The following is a 14,695-nucleotide window of genomic DNA, read 5'->3' on the forward strand; positions in this document are numbered from 1 at the left end:
TCACGGCGAAGCCTCCAACTCGGCGTTGACGTCGGAGGCGTAGCGACCGGAGCGTTCCTGGCGGCTCATCGAGCCGATCGCATCCATGACCGCGTCGGTGATCTCCCGCAGCAGCTTGGCCTTGACGAACTGCGCCTGCAGCGGCGCCAGATCGAGCGGTGGGCCGAAGCTGACCGTCACCTTGCTCGGGCGCGGAATCCGGCTGTCCGGCGGCTGCACCTTGTCGGTGCCGGTGATCGCGCACGGAATGATCGGCGCACCGGTGCTCAGCGCCAGGCGGGCAACCCCGGTGCGGCCCCGGTGCAACCGGCCGTCGCGCGAGCGCGTTCCCTCGGGATAGATCCCGAAGGCGCCGCCCTCGCCGAGGATGCGCTCGGCGATCTGCAGGGACTCGGCGGCCGCGCGCGCATCGGCCCGCTCGACCGGGATCGTCCCGAAGGACCGGAAGAAGGAGCGCATCAGCACGCCCTTGACGCCGGTGCCCTGGAAGTACTCGGCCTTGCCGAGGAAATGAACCTGGCGGCGGGAGGCCAAGGTGATGAACATCGAATCGCTGAACGACAGGTGGTTGCTCGCAATCATCGCCGCCTGCCCCTCGGGCGGGATGTGCTCGATCCCGCGCACCGACAGCCGGGTCAGCCCGCGCAATGCCGGGCCGAGCACGACATAGCGCATCACCCGATCGACGAGCGGGTTGTTCTCGCCGGTCTGCTCCGACAAGGGTGTATGACGCTGGGCCGGTTCGGGATTCATGACGTCACCTTCGTCCGCAAGGGGAAGAGCCGGGCGGCCGGGGGGAAGTGACGGTCGGCGACGACGGCGCACATACCGAGACCGATGCCGATCACCACAGCAAGGACGACGATCGAGCCATAGAAGAGGGTATGGGAGCGCGAGCCCGATATCGGTTGCATGTCCAAGGCGACCCAGCGCCACGCGGCGAGCCCGGCGCCCAGCGTAGCCAGCGCGGGATGACCGACGGCCCGGTCGAAGCCAGCCGCGCGCACCCGCGGGGCCGTCTGCCGCGAGGTGAGGAAGAACGAGCACGCGGCGGCGATCAGCAGCACCGCGACGGCGGCCACGATGTCGGAGGGGCGGTGCCACTGCTTGGCGAGGGACCCGATTGCCACCCCGCCGACCAGGAACCCGCCGGCCAGGCTGGCCAGCGGGCGCAGCATCCGAGGAACGGCGCAGATCACCGCGACGGCGAGGACCAGGGCGACCGTCGTGTTGGCGCTGGGCAAGGTCATCTCGCCCTTGGGGATGCCGGGCGAGCGGTGCAAGATGCTCTCCCGCAGGGCAGCGGCCAGCACGATCGCGGCGAGCGTGATCAACGGGATCGCCACGGCGAGACGCCACTGGCGCTGCAACAGGCTGAGCACCACGGCGGCCGCGGTGACGAGCAGGACCGGCCCGCTCGTCATCCAGCCGAGCAGGTCGCTCATCAGCCCGCTCTCCAGCTTGGTGGTGAAGAACGCGAACCGGATGTCGTCGTCGAGCTCGGCCAGGGTTTCGCGCTTGAGCCCGAACCACACCGCGGCAAGGAGGAGGGCGATCCCGCCGAGCAGCAGCGCGACGAGATCGGCGTAGTCCCGCCACGCCCGGCGCGGACTCACTCCCATTCGATCGTGCCCGGCGGCTTGCTCGTCACATCGAGGACGACCCGGTTGACAGCTGGCACCTCGTTGGTGATCCGCGTCGAGATCCGCGCCAGCACCTCGAACGGGACCCGGGTCCAGTCGGCCGTCATCGCATCCTCGGAGGAGACCGGGCGCAGCACGACCGGGTGGCCATAGGTGCGGCCGTCACCCTGGACGCCGACCGAACGGATGTCGGCGAGCAGCACGACCGGGCACTGCCAGATCTCGCGGTCGAGGCCAGCGGTGTGCAACTCGCGCCGGGCGATCTGGTCGGCCGCGCGCAGGGTTTCCAGGCGCTCCGCGGTCACCTCGCCGACGATCCGAATCCCCAGGCCCGGCCCGGGGAAGGGCTGGCGCCAGACGATCGATTCGGGCACGCCGAGCTCGAGTCCGACCTTGCGGACCTCGTCCTTGAACAGATCGCGTAGCGGCTCGATCAGGGCGAACTGCAGGTCGTCGGGCAGGCCGCCGACGTTGTGGTGGCTCTTGATGTTGGCGGTGCCGCTGCCGCCGCCCGATTCGACGACATCGGGATAAAGGGTTCCCTGGACGAGGAATTCGACGGGGTGCCCGTCGGCGGCGGCGTGTCCGACGACATCGCGGGCGGCTTGCTCGAAGACCCGGATGAATTCGCGGCCGATGATCTTGCGCTTCTCCTCCGGCTCGCTGACGCCGGCAAGCGCCTCCAGGAAGCGCTCCCGCGCGTCGATGACGACCAGATGAATGCCGGTGGAGGAGACATAGTCCTCCTCGACCTGCTCGGCCTCGCCTGCCCGCAGCAGCCCGTGGTCGACGAACACGCAGGTCAACTGGTCACCGACCGCGCGGTGCACCAGCGCCGCCGCGACCGAGGAGTCGACCCCGCCGGACAGGGCGCACAGCACCCGTTTGTCGCCGACCTGCGCCCGGATACGCGCGACCTGCTCCTCGATGACGCTGCCGGCATCCCAGTCGCCGGTCAAGCCGGCGCCGCGCAGGAGGAAGTTTTCCAGCACCCGCTGCCCAAACGTCGAGTGGATGACCTCGGGGTGCCATTGCACGCCATACAGGCGCCGCTCGTCGTCCTCGAAGGCCGCGACCGGGGCGCCCGGGCTGGTCGCCGTGGCGCGCAGCGACGGCGGCAGCTCGGTCGCGGCATCGCCGTGGCTCATCCACACCGACTGCTCGGCCGGCTGCCCGCGGAACAGCGTCGAGTCCTGGTCGGTGATCGTGACCCGGGTGGCGCCATACTCCCCCATGCCGGTGTGGGCGACGGTGCCGCCGGCGGCCTGGACCATCGCTTGGAAGCCGTAGCACATCCCGAAGACGGGGACGCCGGCGTCGAGGAGGGCCGGATCGAGCGCGGGGGCGCCGTCGGCATACACGCTCGACGGCCCGCCGGAGAGGACCACGGCCACGGGTTCGCGAGCCAACAGCTCGGCGACCGGCAGCGTGTGCGGGACGACCTCGGAATAGACCTGGGCCTCCCGGATGCGCCGGGCGATGAGCTGGGCATATTGGGCGCCGTAGTCGACGACCAAGACGGGTCGGCGGCCGGCGGTCACTCTGGAACTCTAGAGGATGGCGGGCTCAAGCCAGGCGAGGCGCGACCTCGGCGGCCACGCGTCGCTCGGCCCAAAAGGACAGGAACGGCACGCACCCGGCGAGCATGATCAGCACCATCTTGACCAGCGACCAGCCGACCTTGAAACCGAGGTTGGCGGTGGCGGCGATATAGATCATGTAGAGGAAGCCGTGCGGCATCGGCCACCAGGCGAGCGGGTTGGCCCGGTTGCCGGGCTCGCCATTCCAATGCAGGACGTATTCGAAGACCATTTCCAGGCAGAGGATGAGCAGCCCGACGCCGACGACGAACGCCATGATCGTGAAGAACCGGAAGGCGGCGGCAGTCTTGGGGTCGGTGATGGGGGCGGCGGTCGTCACGGCAGCGATGCTTCTTCCTTGGTCGCGGTCTGCTTCACGATAACCGGTGCCCGCTCCTCCTTGGCGGCCAGGTGCACCATCCGCAGCCACAGATAGACCGCAAAGGCGGCAAAAACCCACCACTGCAGCGCGTATGCCGCGTTGCGCCACTGCACGCCGCTCGCCGGGACCGGCGGCGGCACCCGGGTCAAGCCCGCGGTGGTGGCCTCCAGCGGGGTGGGCTGCTCGTCCTGGACGAAACCGAAGCCGTTGTAGAGGTCGCCGTGCCAGCGATTGACCAGGCGAGCGAGGTCGACGCTGGACAGGTGCCCCTCGGGCAGGCCGGTCTCGCTGGGTGACTCTCCCGGGGCGAGCGAGGCGCGGACGGTGACGCTGCCCTGCGGGGGTGGCGGCGTCGTCGCGGTCGGGGTCCAGCCGCGCAGCATCGCCAGGGTGGCGCCGGTGGACTCGACGGTGAACGGGGTGATGACCCAATAGCCCCTGGTGCCGTCGAGGAGGCGACCGTCGACGAGGACCTGGCCTGCGGCATACGACCCCGTGGTGGTGATCATCCGGCCGCCCACCTCGGGCGGGAAGTCCTGATGCGGGCGCAGCAGCGTGGTGAGGTCGACGACCGGCCGCTGGCCGGCCTGCTTGACCGCCTCGACGCGGGCCTTGTCCTGGGCGACGCCGAGCTGCCAGCGGCCGAGCTGGATGAAGGCGATCACGATGAGGACCACGAGCCCGAGCAGCGCCAGCCAGCGAGGCTTGAGCGCGGTCCGGAGCACGCTGCCAGCCTACGTCGGGGGTGAGTGTCCTCGATATGACGGACACCGATCGGGCGGACGGCTGTCCGGGCCTCGTGTCACGATGAATTCGGCCTGTGAAGGAGCACCCGATGACGTTTGCGACTCGCCCGGTGAGCATTTCTCGCCTGGCCGCGGGTGCGATCGCGGCGTCACTCGTCGCCGCGGGGCTCGCGAGTGGGTCGGCCGCCGCTGAATCCGGCGGGCGCGCCGACGGGGCGCGCCATGCGGCGGTCGCCGTCCGCCCGAACGTCATCCTGGTCAAGACCGACGACCAGGTCTGGGACAACCCCACTCGGATGGCGAAGTTCATGCCGCACACGGTGGCGTTCTTCCGTGCCCGCGGCGTCAGCTACGTCCAAAGCCGCGTCTCCTCGCCGTCGTGTTGCCAGAGCCGCGCCTCGACGTTTGTCGCGCGCTATCCGCACAACGAAGGAGTCACCAGTCAGGGACTCGGGCACCTGCTGGACACCCGCGGGAGCATCGCGGCCTATCTCGACCGGCGCGGCTACCGGACGGCGCTGTTTGGGAAGTACCTGAACCGGGTGCCGGAGGCGCCGGTCGACGAATACATCACGATCATGGGCTCGTGCGACAGCGAACTCGCCGACGAATACTGCACCGACCCGACCAAACCGGCCTGGTACTACAACTTCCTCGCGACCTATCCGGACGGGTCGGGTGCGCAAGATCCTCGGCGACCCGGCGACCGGGGCCAACTACAACACGACGTGGGTCGGCACCCGGGCGGGTGAGTTCCTCGACCGGGCGATGGCCGCGCGCGCGGCCGACGGGACCCCGTTCTTCATGGAGTTCGACCCGACCGCGCCGCACCTGCACGACGAGCAGAACACGGCGCGCAATATGACCGAGCCGAAGTACCGCAACCTCGCGGTCCCCGGCTGCGCCGCGCCGACGGTGGAGAGCGACCGCACCGACAAACCGGCATACGTGCAAGCGTTTCCGCTGACCGACCCCTACAGCTACGGCGTGATCTGCCCGGTCGCACAGCGGACACTGCGCAGCCTGGACGACTGGTTCGGCGCGACGATCGACCGGCTCACCGCCGCCGGCCAGCTCGACCAGACGCTGATCGTGTTCACCTCCGACAACGGGCTGATGTATGGCGAACATGGCTTGTCCCGCAAGTACGTTCCGTATGAGCCGTCGGTGCGAGTGCCGTTGATGCTCGCCTACCCGGGCGTGTTCGCGCCGGGGACGACCGCTGCGGCGAACGCGTCGCGGGCGTTGGTGTCCAATATCGACATCCTGCCGACGATCCTGTCGGTGACCGGGACGCCGGTCAATCCGGCACTGCCGAAGATCGACGGTGTTTCCTTGGTGGCCAAGCCGGCCGGGCATAAGGTCGTGCTTTCGGAGTACTGGGGCGACCCGCGCTGGGCGCCCTCGGTGCCGGCGCCGATCCCGACCTGGTCGGCGTTGTATGACCGGCGGTGGACCTTCGCGATCACCTATGACACGGCGGGGCGGGCGGTCACCCAGGAGCTGTATGACCGCGTGCGCGACCCGAAGGAGCTGACCAACCTGATCCCGCTGCGCGCCGGCGCGACCTCCTCGACGTATGACGTCCCCCGCTGGACCGCCCGCCTGAACGCCGAGCGCCGCTGCGCCGGCGCGTCGGGGGCGCGGATGTGCCACTAAGGGCCTGTGAGGAAATAAGCTAGTTCAGGTCGGGCGTGTCGGGGTGGAGGGTGTAGTTCCATTCGCCGTGGAAGGTGTGGCGGGTCAGGATGCCGCGGTGTTCGAGGTTGGGGATGACCTGGTCGCTGATTTTGATGCCGGCGGGGTAGGTGTTGGTGTCGAGTTCGGCGTCGACGCTCAGACCGGTGCTGGTGGTTGTGGCGGCGATGGTGTTGACGATGACTTCGTGGCTGGTCAAGGGCCAGCCGCGCCAGTTCATCGAGATGTGGGCGAAGAGGCGGTGTTCGATCGTGTTCCATTTGCTGGTGCCCGGCGGGAGGTGGGTGACGGTGATGGTCAGCCCGGTGCGGGTGGCCAGGTCGGCGAGTTCCTTCTTCCACAACCGGTTGCGGTAGCCGTTGGAGCCGCCGCCGTCGGCGCAGATCAACAGCCGGGTGGCGCCCGGGTGAGCGGCGGACCCGATCCGCTGCCACCAGGTGTCGATGGTGTGCACCGCAAAGGCGGCGGTGTCGTGATCGGTCCCGACGCTGACCCAGCCGCAGTTGTGGGCCACGTCGTAGACGCCGTAGGGGTGTGACCTTGCCCAGGTGGTTGTCGGGGAAGTCGTGGACGGTGACCCGCTCGGGCTGGCCCCTTCGGGTGCCATTCCCGGCCGCCGTTCTTGAACTCGCCGACCGTTCCTTCTTCTTGGTGTCCACGCTGATCATCGGGTCCCCGCCGGCGATGTGGTCGCTGGCCTGGGCTGCCAGGTAGTGGAACTGGGCGTCCCGGTCCGGGTGGGCTGCTCCTTTACCTCTCAGGCCGCTCGGAGTCTCATGGCTCTTGCCGCGGCCAGCGTCGCTTTGGCCACTCCCGCAGCAGCGGCTCTGCATGCCTACTCCCCGGACTACGGGGCTCATGTGTACGACAGCACAGCCGAAGCACGCTCAACGTCGCCGACGCAAGTTGCGACGGCTACTGGGTCTATGAGAATTGGAATATGAGTACGAGCAACCCGCTTGAGAACAAAAGCTGATGTTACACGAACGGACAAAAAGCGGCTTGGGCGAAGTGCGCGAGTCAATGCGGCCAATCTCCCTTGGAGTGGCCGGAGGTATGCTGCTGCTACTCGGGCTCTCGCCTGCTGACGTGCACGTGGGCTGGCTCGATGCCGTCGGGCCCGGCCCGGATGTGCGCCACGCCATACGATGGCTCCCCGCCGCGGCGGGGCTCTCCTGGACGGCAGCGCTGCTGGTGGTGGTCTTCACCGCGCCGCGCCCCCGATCGTGGATCGACCGTGCGGATCCAGCGCTGCGGCGAGCAGAAGGGACCGGATACCGGCTGCGCGTCGCTGCCAGCCTGGCCTCCGCCGCTGTCACGCTAGTTCTGCCCGTCGCCGGCATCTTCGTATTCGCCATCACTTTTGCCGCCCTACTCACAGTCGTCCTCACCCGTCTCGGCGCTGCGATCGGCGACCTCGGCTTCTCGCTAGGCAGGCCGGGCATGGCCCTCGGCGGTCGACGTCTGCGCTACAAGCTCCCGCCGAACGGCCCGCCTCCTGCTTGGCATCTCCACGCTCGTGCTGGTGCTCGGCCAGGTCCAGCTGTGGGCTAGCATCCTCGGCGCACAACACCAAGACGCACTGCTCGCACGCCAAGTTCTGGGAGATGTCGTGCTCGAAGGCGCACCCCGTGACTACGGGCCAGATCTAGCAGACGTCGTCGATGACCTCCGCAAGGACGCGGACGTCGCCTGGATGTGGGTCGAAGCGTCCGTGACGACCGGCGACCAACCGGTCCTCCCATGAGAGTCCTCAGCGGGCCCTGCAACGTCATCGAACTGGTTGCCGCGGACTGCCAAGCGGCGGCCGTCGACCCGGCAAGAACGGCCCCCGTCGCACAGTACCTCCACGGCATGCTCGGATCAGACTCCCGGATCTCCCACTCGGAGATCATGGACCTCGACGTTCTGGCGGATCACGAAGCCCAGATCATCCTCATCTCCCGAGACGGACAACCCCTCGACGCCCTCGAGCTCTACGGCGTGACGCTGAGACACCAGGCCACCGGAATCGTCGTCGAGTCGGTGGACCAGAACTGGGTCACGGCCGGTCGAGTTGTCGCCATCCAAGCCAACTGGGTCGTCGCCCTCAGCCTCCTCGGAGTCCTTCTCCTGACCCTCGCCACCGGATGGGCCATCGCAGGCGACGTCATCCGCACCTCCACCGAGATCCAGGCCATCGCCCGAGCCGCCGAGAAGCGACGATGGCTAACCTCCGTCGCGGCGTCCGAGACGTGCCTTCCACTGGTCGCCACCGCATCGATCGCCTCCGGGGCCTACTACATCCTCGCGCTCGGACTGACCACCGGAGCGACTTATGTCACCCCTCCATGACTTACGTTGCCCTGGTGACGCTCACCGGCTTCGGCATCGGCGTCCTCGCCGCCACACTCGTCATCAGCCTCATCCTCGGCACGGACCAGCCATAGCGACGCTACCAGGCCGGGGCGGACGGACCTCCGCGCGTTACAAGGTCAGCCCTTGAGTTTGGCGTCGTCGAAGACGATCACCGAGCCGCCATAGCAGGCGACCCAGACCTGCTTCCTGGTCGGCGCGTAGGTGATGCCGATCGGGGAGGCGTCGGTCGGGACGGTCTGCATGACGGTCATGTCGCTGGTGCGGACCTTGCTCATCGAGCCCCGTCACTGGAGATCGCGACCGAGCGCGGCTCGCTGCCGGTGACCGCCTTGGCGACGACTTGGCCGGTGGCGCGGTCGATCTTGACGACGTCGCCGCTGCGGTTGTTGGAGACATAGAGGTGCTTGCCGTCCGGGCTGATCACGAGGTGGCGCGTGCCGCCTGGCTGGGCAAAGTCGGTGACGGCCTAAACTGTCGGGCCCACAGGAGTGCCGTCGCCCCCGCATGCCTGCCGCCGATCGTCGGCCAGCCGCCAGCCGCCTGTGGATAACTCGTCAGGGTTGTCGGAGCCCCGCGCGATGCTGCTGGCATGACATCCTCGGAGGAAGTGGGGCACCATGACAGCTATGACCACCTTGCCCAGGAGCCGGCCGCTGACGCGGGCGGACCTGGACGCGATGCCCGACGACGGGCACCGCTATGAACTCATCGACGGCGTGCTGGTCGTGACACCAGCGCCCGCCCGACGCCATCAACGCGCGGTAGTTCGTCTTGTTCTCGCGCTGCATCGCGATTTCCCTGCTGACTACGAGATCCTCCCGGCTCCCTTCGATGTCGCGCTCGCGGACGACACGGCGCTGCAGCCCGATGTGCTCATCGCGCGACGGCAAGACCTGACCGAGCGGAACCTGCCAGGCGCGCCACTCCTCGCCGTCGAGGTCCTCTCGCCCAGCACCCGCCGATTCGACCTGCTGCTCAAACGATCTCGCTACGAGGCTGCTGGGTGTGCGTCGTATTGGGTGATCGACCCGGATGAGCCCAGCATTACCGCGTGGGACCTGCGCGACGGCGCATACGTCGTGGCGGGCCGGGCAACAGGGGCCGAAGAACTCACGCTTCAGCTGCCGTATGCCGTGACCATCCGCCCCGCCGACCTGGTCGCCTAGTACTACAGCCGCATTTATTTGTGGTTGACCGGCGTGTCGTGGATGTCAGACTGATGACTGGGGCCATGGTGCTTATGTGATCAGTGAGGTTTGTGTGGCGGAAGTGGAGTTGTGGGCGGAGGGGCTGGCGGCCGTGCATGCCCGGATCGCGTCGCGGTTCGCGCGGTCTGAGCCGCGGGAGCGGGCGCTGGAGTACGTGCGCGGGTTGCTCTCGCCGGTGGAGCGCAAGAACGGGTGGACGCTGTCGGAGCGGGCCGGAGCGGCGAACCCGGATGGGATGCAACGCCTTCTCGCGGCGGCGGATTGGGACGTGGACCTGGTTCGTGACGACGTGCGTGGGTACGTGGTCGAGCACTTGGGCGACCCGGCCGGGGTGCTGGTCGTGGACGAGACGGGGTTCCTCAAGAAGGGCACGAAGTCGGCCGGGGTGGCCCGGCAGTACTCCGGCACCGCGGGGCGGATCGAGAACAGTCAGATCGGGGTGTTCCTGGCATACGCGACGCCCGTCGCCCGCACGTTCCTGGACCGGGAGCTGTATCTGCCAAAGGCGTGGACCGAGGACCGGGACCGCTGCCGAGAGGCCGGGATCGGCGACGAGGTGGCCTTCGCGACCAAACCGGAGCTAGCGATCGCGATGATCGGTCGGGCATTGGATGCGGGGGTGCCGGCCGGATGGGTCACCGGCGACGAGGTATACGGCCAGCACGGCGGGCTGCGCGCCACCTTGGAGAGTCGTGGCATGCCGTACGTGCTCGCGGTGCCGGTCAACCAGCGCGTCATCGCCCGTGTCGAGACGGACACCGGCGACCGGGTCGCCAAGCTGCGTGCGGACGAACTCGCGAGATCGCTTCCAGCGCAGGCGTTCAAGAAAATCTCCGCAGGCAACGGCGCCAAGGGTCCCCGGCTCTATCACTGGGCCCGCGCCCAGATCCGTCCGCTGGAATCTGCCGATGGCTACTGGCTGCTGGTGCGCCGTTCGATCAGCGACCCCACCGACCTGGCTTACTACCTGTGCTGCGGGCCCGAGGACACGCCGCTGCGCGAGCTTGTCCGTGTCGCCGGGGCCCGCTGGGCCATCGAGGAGACCTTCCAGAGCGCCAAGGGACAGGTCGGCCTGGACCAGTACCAGGTCCGCCGATACGAATCCTGGTACCGGCACATCACCCTGGCCATGCTCGCCCACGCCTTCCTGACCATCACCACCGCGGCCACGGCAACCCCCAAAAAGGGGGCCATCGAGCCAACCCCACGGACCTGATCCCGCTCACCGTCCCCGAGGTCAAACACCTTCTGGCGCAACTGATCTGGAAACACAACCCAGACCCGGCCGAAGTTCTTCACTGGTCATCCTGGCGTCGCCGGCACCAAGCCCGAGCCCGCCGATGTCATTACGCCAGCCGTGGCGCATTCCCATAAATGCGGCTGTAGTACTAGCCCGAAGTTACGGCTGGTTGACGTGGCGAACCCCCTGCTGGGCAGGGGGTTCGCTGGTTTGGGTGTTGGTGGTTCTGTCTACTTGCCGTTGATGGTTAGGGGGATGGGGGCGTTTAGGAGGGCGAAGGTGTGGCGTTGGGTGGGGGTGGGTTCGGCCAGGGTGGGCACGAGGGGTGTGGTGTGGTCGGTGCCGTAGCGCAGGTCGTTGCGGGTCAGGGTGGCGAGGTGTTTGAGCAGGGCCGGGAAGGACCGCACGGGCTGGTCGTGGTCGTCGGTGTGTCGGGAGGCTTTGCGGTCCGCGGCCGGGGAGCGGTGGGCGGGGGCGACCGGGTCGGCGGGTGTTGGCGGGTGTTCGTCGGTGAAGGTCAGGGGGGCTAGGGTGGCGCGTAGGTGCCAGGTCAGGTAGGCGGCGAGCATCACAATCAGGACGTGGGCGCGGACGCGGTCTTCGAGGCGGTGGTAGATCGGGCGCAGGTCGAGGTCGGTGGCTTTGATGCTGCGGAAGTCGCGTTCGACGTGGGCGAGGTTTTTGTAGGCCTGGACGATGCTGGCGGGGGTGAGGGTCTCGGCGGGCGTTGGGGTGCGTAGCACGTAGATGCCGTCGAGGGCGGCTTCGGCGGCGATCTGGCTGGTTTTGCGGGTGATCACCACGGTGGTGTCGGTGATGGTCAGGTCGAAGTGTTTGGCCATCCGGTATTTGTTGAGGAGTTTGCCGACCCGCAGGCCGATCGTGTCGGCGCCGGCTAGCCGGCCCTCGGCCACTGCTCGCTGGGTGGGGGCCAGGGCGGTTTCGGTGGCGGTGAGCAGGTCCTCGCGTTTGCGGGCGCGTTCGGTGGCCAGGAACGGGTTGCGGCAGGCGATCAGCCGTTCCCCGGGGTAGTCGGGGTGGCTGATTTCGGCCAGGTTGTGTTCATCGAACAGGGTTGGTTGAAGCGGGCCGCCCTCGGCGGCAAGGGTTTTGATCGCGGGGGCGCGCAGCGCGGTGATCCAGCCGAGGTCGGCTCGGGTGGCCGGGTCGGTGTTGGTGTGGCGGATCGCGGTGATCCGGGCGGTGGTGATCATGCCGCGGTCGCCGACCATGACCATCTCGGTGAGTTTGAAGGTGTCCCGCACCAGGGTGACGGCCTCGACGATGAACGCGGTGGGGTCGGCGGTGTTGCCGGGGAAGACCCGGATCGCGACCGGGCGACCGGCCGGGTCGGTCAGCAGCCCGTACTCGATCTGGGTGCGGTTCTTCTTCCCGTCGCGGGAGTAGCCGCGCCGGGCCAGTGGGCAGTGGCTGCCTTCCATCCACGAGGACGATAGGTCGAACAGCGCCATCCGGGCGGGGTTGGCGTCGGCGGCCAGGTGGCGCCGGGCCAGCTGCTTCTCGATCGCGTCCTGGCGCCCGAGTAGCCAGTCCATCGCCGCGTAGACCTCGTCGGTGGAGGCACCGGCCAGGTCGAGGTCGACGCCCAGGGTGGTGTCGGCCCACCAGGAGATGGTCGCCAGCTTCGAGCCGGGTGCCAGCACTCGGGCGATGATCAGCCCCATCGCCAGGTCCCGGGCCCGCCCGGGCGGCCCGAGTAGCCCGGGTAGGCCCAGGGCCCGGGCTTGGGCCCACACCGCGGCCACATGCCCGTGCGGCAGGGAGCGGGTGATGGTGGCGGCCTGGTCGGCCGGGATGAACGCCTGCCCGGCCAGGCAGGCCCGGATCACCTCGATCAGCTCGGCCGGCAGGTGGGAGAGGTTCGCGACCGTCTCGTTGCGCACCTTGCCGTTCTCCCGCCAGGAACGCCGCAACAGGTGGGTCTCGTAGTCCCGGGCCACCCCGTCCTTACCAACATAGTGACGACGGTGCGTGGTCACATGAACCGCTCCACCACGTTTCGCCATACCGCCAAAATATCACACCATGCCGGATCGATCGATCCACTTTAGTGACGACACACCGAGGGGTTAGAAGCCGCATCACTGCAGGTCAAAACGGGGATCAGCCCTCAAACCACTCGCAACTTCGGCCTAGCGAAAGACGCCTCTGCCTCATCCTGGCAGGGACCCGGCATAGCGCAGCTGAGTCTGGGGTCAGCCCTTGAGCTTTGCGTCGTCGAAGACGAGGACCGAGCCGCCGTAGCAGGCAACCCAGACCTGCTTCTTGGTCGGCTCGTAGGTGATGCCGATCGGGGAGGCGTCGGTCGGGACGGTCTGCATCACGGTCATGTCGCTGGTGCGGACCTTGCTCATCGAGCCGGAGCCATAGTTGACGACATAGATCGCCTGGCCGTCACTGGAGATCGCGACCGAGCGCGGCTCGCTGCCGGTGACCGCCGTGCCGACGACCGCACCGGTGGCGCGGTCGATCTTGACGACATCCCCGGAGCGGTTGTTGGATACATACAGGAACTTGCCGTCGGGGCTGATCACGATGTGCCGCGGGCCCCCACCCGGCTGCGCAAATTCGGTGACGGCCCGGGTGGCCAGGTCGACGGTGACGATCTTGTCCGAGCCCATCAGGGCGACATACGCGGTCTTGCTGTCGGGCGAGACCACGATGCCGCGCGGGTAGGCACCCGGCAGGGCCACCTTGGCGGTCTCGGTCGCGGTGGCCGCATTGACGATCGAGAGGTCCCAGCCGCACCAATTGCTGACGATCACCTGTGTGCCGTCCGGGGTCGCGGCCACATACTTCGGGACCGCGCCCACAGCGGCGACCTTGTCGATCGCGAAGGTGGCGGTGTTGATCTGATAGAGATAGGAGGTGTCGGTGCCGTCGCCACGGCGGCAGGAGTCGAGTCCCTCGGGGCCGAAACCGGCGCCATACATCGAATAATTGGACACCCAGACCCGCTTGCCGTCGGGGCTGAACGCCACCTCGACCGGCGCGCCCTTGGAGACGCCGGCGTGGCCCTCGATGCCGTATTTGGCGAGGTCGACGCTGTCCGGGATGGTCTTGACCAGCGCGCCGTCGGGGGTGAACACCGTGACCGAGTGCCGGTACATCATGTTCTGCGCGAACAGCAGGCCATTGGGCCCGGCCACGATCGACTTCGGCGTCATCCGGTCCGACGCCAGCCGCATCGTCTTGACCATCGTGGTCTCACCGGACGCCGCGGCGGCGCCCTGCTTGGCATCGGGCGACGGAGTAGGAGCGGCAACCTCGGGCGTGAGCGCCGTGACCTGCGGGGCGATGGTCGCAGGCGGCGCGGTGGTGGGGGCAGCGTCGTCACCGCCGAAGAGGCCGCCGACGACGCGGACCGCCGCCATGACCAGGCTGACAATTAGGACCAGCGCGACGACGAGGAGGGCGAGCGCGAGCGCCCTCCGGAGCGCATAGTTGGGCCGCGGTCGCGGCTGCCGGTATGCCGCGGCTCCCCCCGGGCGCGCCGGTGGCGGCGGCACGTGGTCGGCGCCGACCGGCGGGTCCTCGCGCCGCGGCCCCACGGGGATGGCGACCGGCATCGAGTCCGGGTCGGGGTCGCGTCGCCGGCGTGGCGGGGGAACATCGAGGCCCCGTTGCGGCAGGACCTGGGTCGCGCCCGCCTCCTCGCCGGGTCGCTCCCGGGTGCCGGGAGGCCGGGGCGGGGAGATCGTCACGGGGTCAGGGTAGCCAGGCCGGCCGCCTCTGGCCGTGCAGGCGCGGCGGATCGGCAGCCGTGTCGCCCCCTGGATTAATTCGGTGTCGCCGGGGACGGCGGATGTCTAGCCTGGA

The 14,695-nt window shown here is 68.5% G+C and carries 16 protein-coding genes and 1 pseudogene; 6 read left to right on the forward strand and 11 right to left on the reverse strand.

Annotation, left to right across the window (positions count from 1 at the left end; genetic code table 11):
• Genes V9G19_RS22690 through V9G19_RS22710 form a run of 5 tightly spaced genes read right to left on the reverse strand, consistent with a single transcriptional unit; the run spans window position 1 to window position 4,330 of the window.
• Window positions 1-753 carry a lysophospholipid acyltransferase family protein gene (locus V9G19_RS22690; RefSeq protein ID WP_462287663.1) on the reverse strand — a complete coding sequence of 251 codons (753 nt, stop codon included), beginning with the start codon at window positions 751-753 and terminating at the stop codon, window positions 1-3.
• Window positions 750-1,616: a hypothetical protein gene (locus V9G19_RS22695; RefSeq protein WP_462287664.1), complete on the reverse strand. Its 867-nt coding sequence runs from the start codon at window positions 1,614-1,616 to the stop codon at window positions 750-752. Before V9G19_RS22695 ends, V9G19_RS22690 begins: the two co-directional genes overlap by 4 nt.
• Window positions 1,613-3,184, reverse strand: a complete 1,572-nt coding sequence (guaA, locus tag V9G19_RS22700; RefSeq protein WP_462287665.1) for a glutamine-hydrolyzing GMP synthase — start codon at window positions 3,182-3,184, stop codon at window positions 1,613-1,615. The genes V9G19_RS22695 and guaA overlap by 4 nt, the downstream gene beginning before the upstream one ends.
• A gap of 25 nt (window positions 3,185-3,209) precedes the next feature.
• Window positions 3,210-3,563, reverse strand: a complete 354-nt coding sequence (locus V9G19_RS22705; RefSeq protein WP_462287666.1) for a DUF3817 domain-containing protein — start codon at window positions 3,561-3,563, stop codon at window positions 3,210-3,212.
• Complete coding sequence (locus V9G19_RS22710; RefSeq protein WP_462287667.1) at window positions 3,560-4,330, reverse strand: SURF1 family protein; 771 nt, start codon at window positions 4,328-4,330, stop codon at window positions 3,560-3,562. Before V9G19_RS22710 ends, V9G19_RS22705 begins: the two co-directional genes overlap by 4 nt.
• A gap of 110 nt (window positions 4,331-4,440) precedes the next feature.
• Between V9G19_RS22710 and V9G19_RS22715 the strand changes: the two genes are divergently transcribed.
• Window positions 4,441-5,103: a sulfatase-like hydrolase/transferase gene (locus V9G19_RS22715; RefSeq protein ID WP_462287668.1), complete on the forward strand. Its 663-nt coding sequence runs from the start codon at window positions 4,441-4,443 to the stop codon at window positions 5,101-5,103.
• Window positions 5,030-6,010 carry a sulfatase family protein gene (locus tag V9G19_RS22720; protein ID WP_462287669.1) on the forward strand — a complete coding sequence of 327 codons (981 nt, stop codon included), beginning with the start codon at window positions 5,030-5,032 and terminating at the stop codon, window positions 6,008-6,010. Before V9G19_RS22715 ends, V9G19_RS22720 begins: the two co-directional genes overlap by 74 nt.
• Before the next feature lie 19 nt (window positions 6,011-6,029).
• Here the strand turns inward: V9G19_RS22720 and V9G19_RS22725 are convergent, their stop codons facing one another.
• Entirely contained in the window at window positions 6,030-6,656 is a 627-nt protein-coding gene (locus V9G19_RS22725) for an ISAzo13 family transposase (RefSeq protein ID WP_462287670.1), read from the reverse strand.
• Window positions 6,640-6,909: pseudogene (locus V9G19_RS22730) on the reverse strand (ISAzo13-like element transposase-related protein); the annotation flags it as partial. The pseudogene V9G19_RS22730 and the gene V9G19_RS22725, both read right to left, overlap by 17 nt.
• 665 nt (window positions 6,910-7,574) lie before the next feature.
• On the opposite strand from V9G19_RS22730, the gene V9G19_RS22735 reads away from it, so the two are divergent.
• On the forward strand, window positions 7,575-7,796 hold the full coding sequence (locus tag V9G19_RS22735) for a hypothetical protein (RefSeq protein ID WP_462287671.1): 222 nt from the start codon (window positions 7,575-7,577) through the stop codon (window positions 7,794-7,796).
• Window positions 7,797-7,903: 107 nt separating this feature from the next.
• Entirely contained in the window at window positions 7,904-8,383 is a 480-nt protein-coding gene (locus tag V9G19_RS22740; protein WP_462287672.1) for a hypothetical protein, read from the forward strand.
• Window positions 8,384-8,523: 140 nt separating this feature from the next.
• Here V9G19_RS22740 and V9G19_RS22745 read toward each other — a convergent pair whose 3' ends face one another.
• The gene (locus V9G19_RS22745) at window positions 8,524-8,682 is read right to left on the reverse strand and encodes a hypothetical protein (protein WP_462287673.1); all 159 of its coding nucleotides are present in this window, start codon (window positions 8,680-8,682) and stop codon (window positions 8,524-8,526) included.
• Complete coding sequence (locus V9G19_RS22750; protein ID WP_462287674.1) at window positions 8,679-8,831, reverse strand: YncE family protein; 153 nt, start codon at window positions 8,829-8,831, stop codon at window positions 8,679-8,681. The genes V9G19_RS22745 and V9G19_RS22750 overlap by 4 nt, the downstream gene beginning before the upstream one ends.
• A gap of 202 nt (window positions 8,832-9,033) precedes the next feature.
• On the opposite strand from V9G19_RS22750, the gene V9G19_RS22755 reads away from it, so the two are divergent.
• Window positions 9,034-9,573, forward strand: coding sequence for a Uma2 family endonuclease (locus V9G19_RS22755; protein ID WP_462287675.1), 540 nt, complete (start codon window positions 9,034-9,036; stop codon window positions 9,571-9,573).
• Window positions 9,574-9,667: 94 nt separating this feature from the next.
• Entirely contained in the window at window positions 9,668-10,831 is a 1,164-nt protein-coding gene (locus V9G19_RS22760; protein WP_462283989.1) for an IS701 family transposase, read from the forward strand.
• Window positions 10,832-11,085: 254 nt separating this feature from the next.
• Here the strand turns inward: V9G19_RS22760 and V9G19_RS22765 are convergent, their stop codons facing one another.
• Together V9G19_RS22765 and V9G19_RS22770 are read right to left on the reverse strand one after the other, a co-directional pair.
• Window positions 11,086-12,882: an IS1634 family transposase gene (locus V9G19_RS22765; protein WP_462287676.1), complete on the reverse strand. Its 1,797-nt coding sequence runs from the start codon at window positions 12,880-12,882 to the stop codon at window positions 11,086-11,088.
• A gap of 189 nt (window positions 12,883-13,071) precedes the next feature.
• Window positions 13,072-14,580 (reverse strand): beta-propeller fold lactonase family protein, encoded by a 1,509-nt coding sequence (locus V9G19_RS22770; protein ID WP_462287677.1) that lies wholly within the window; start codon window positions 14,578-14,580, stop codon window positions 13,072-13,074.
• Window positions 14,581-14,695: the final 115 nt, after the last annotated feature.

Origin of the sequence: Nostocoides sp., from assembly GCF_037045025.1 — a bacterium.
Lineage (GTDB): Bacteria > Actinomycetota > Actinomycetes > Actinomycetales > Dermatophilaceae > Nostocoides_A.

Excerpts from the sequence above, each read along its gene's own strand:
- V9G19_RS22745 (WP_462287673.1), bottom strand. The coding sequence starts at position 8,682 with ATGAGCAAGGTCCGCACCAGCGACATGACCGTCATGCAGACCGTCCCG.
- V9G19_RS22690 (WP_462287663.1), bottom strand. The coding sequence starts at position 753 with ATGAATCCCGAACCGGCCCAGCGTCATACACCCTTGTCGGAGCAGACC.
- V9G19_RS22725 (WP_462287670.1), bottom strand. The coding sequence starts at position 6,656 with ATGGCACCCGAAGGGGCCAGCCCGAGCGGGTCACCGTCCACGACTTCC.
- V9G19_RS22765 (WP_462287676.1), bottom strand. The coding sequence starts at position 12,882 with ATGGCGAAACGTGGTGGAGCGGTTCATGTGACCACGCACCGTCGTCAC.
- V9G19_RS22755 (WP_462287675.1), top strand. The coding sequence starts at position 9,034 with ATGACCACCTTGCCCAGGAGCCGGCCGCTGACGCGGGCGGACCTGGAC.
- V9G19_RS22715 (WP_462287668.1), top strand. The coding sequence starts at position 4,441 with ATGACGTTTGCGACTCGCCCGGTGAGCATTTCTCGCCTGGCCGCGGGT.
- V9G19_RS22740 (WP_462287672.1), top strand. The coding sequence starts at position 7,904 with ATGCTCGGATCAGACTCCCGGATCTCCCACTCGGAGATCATGGACCTC.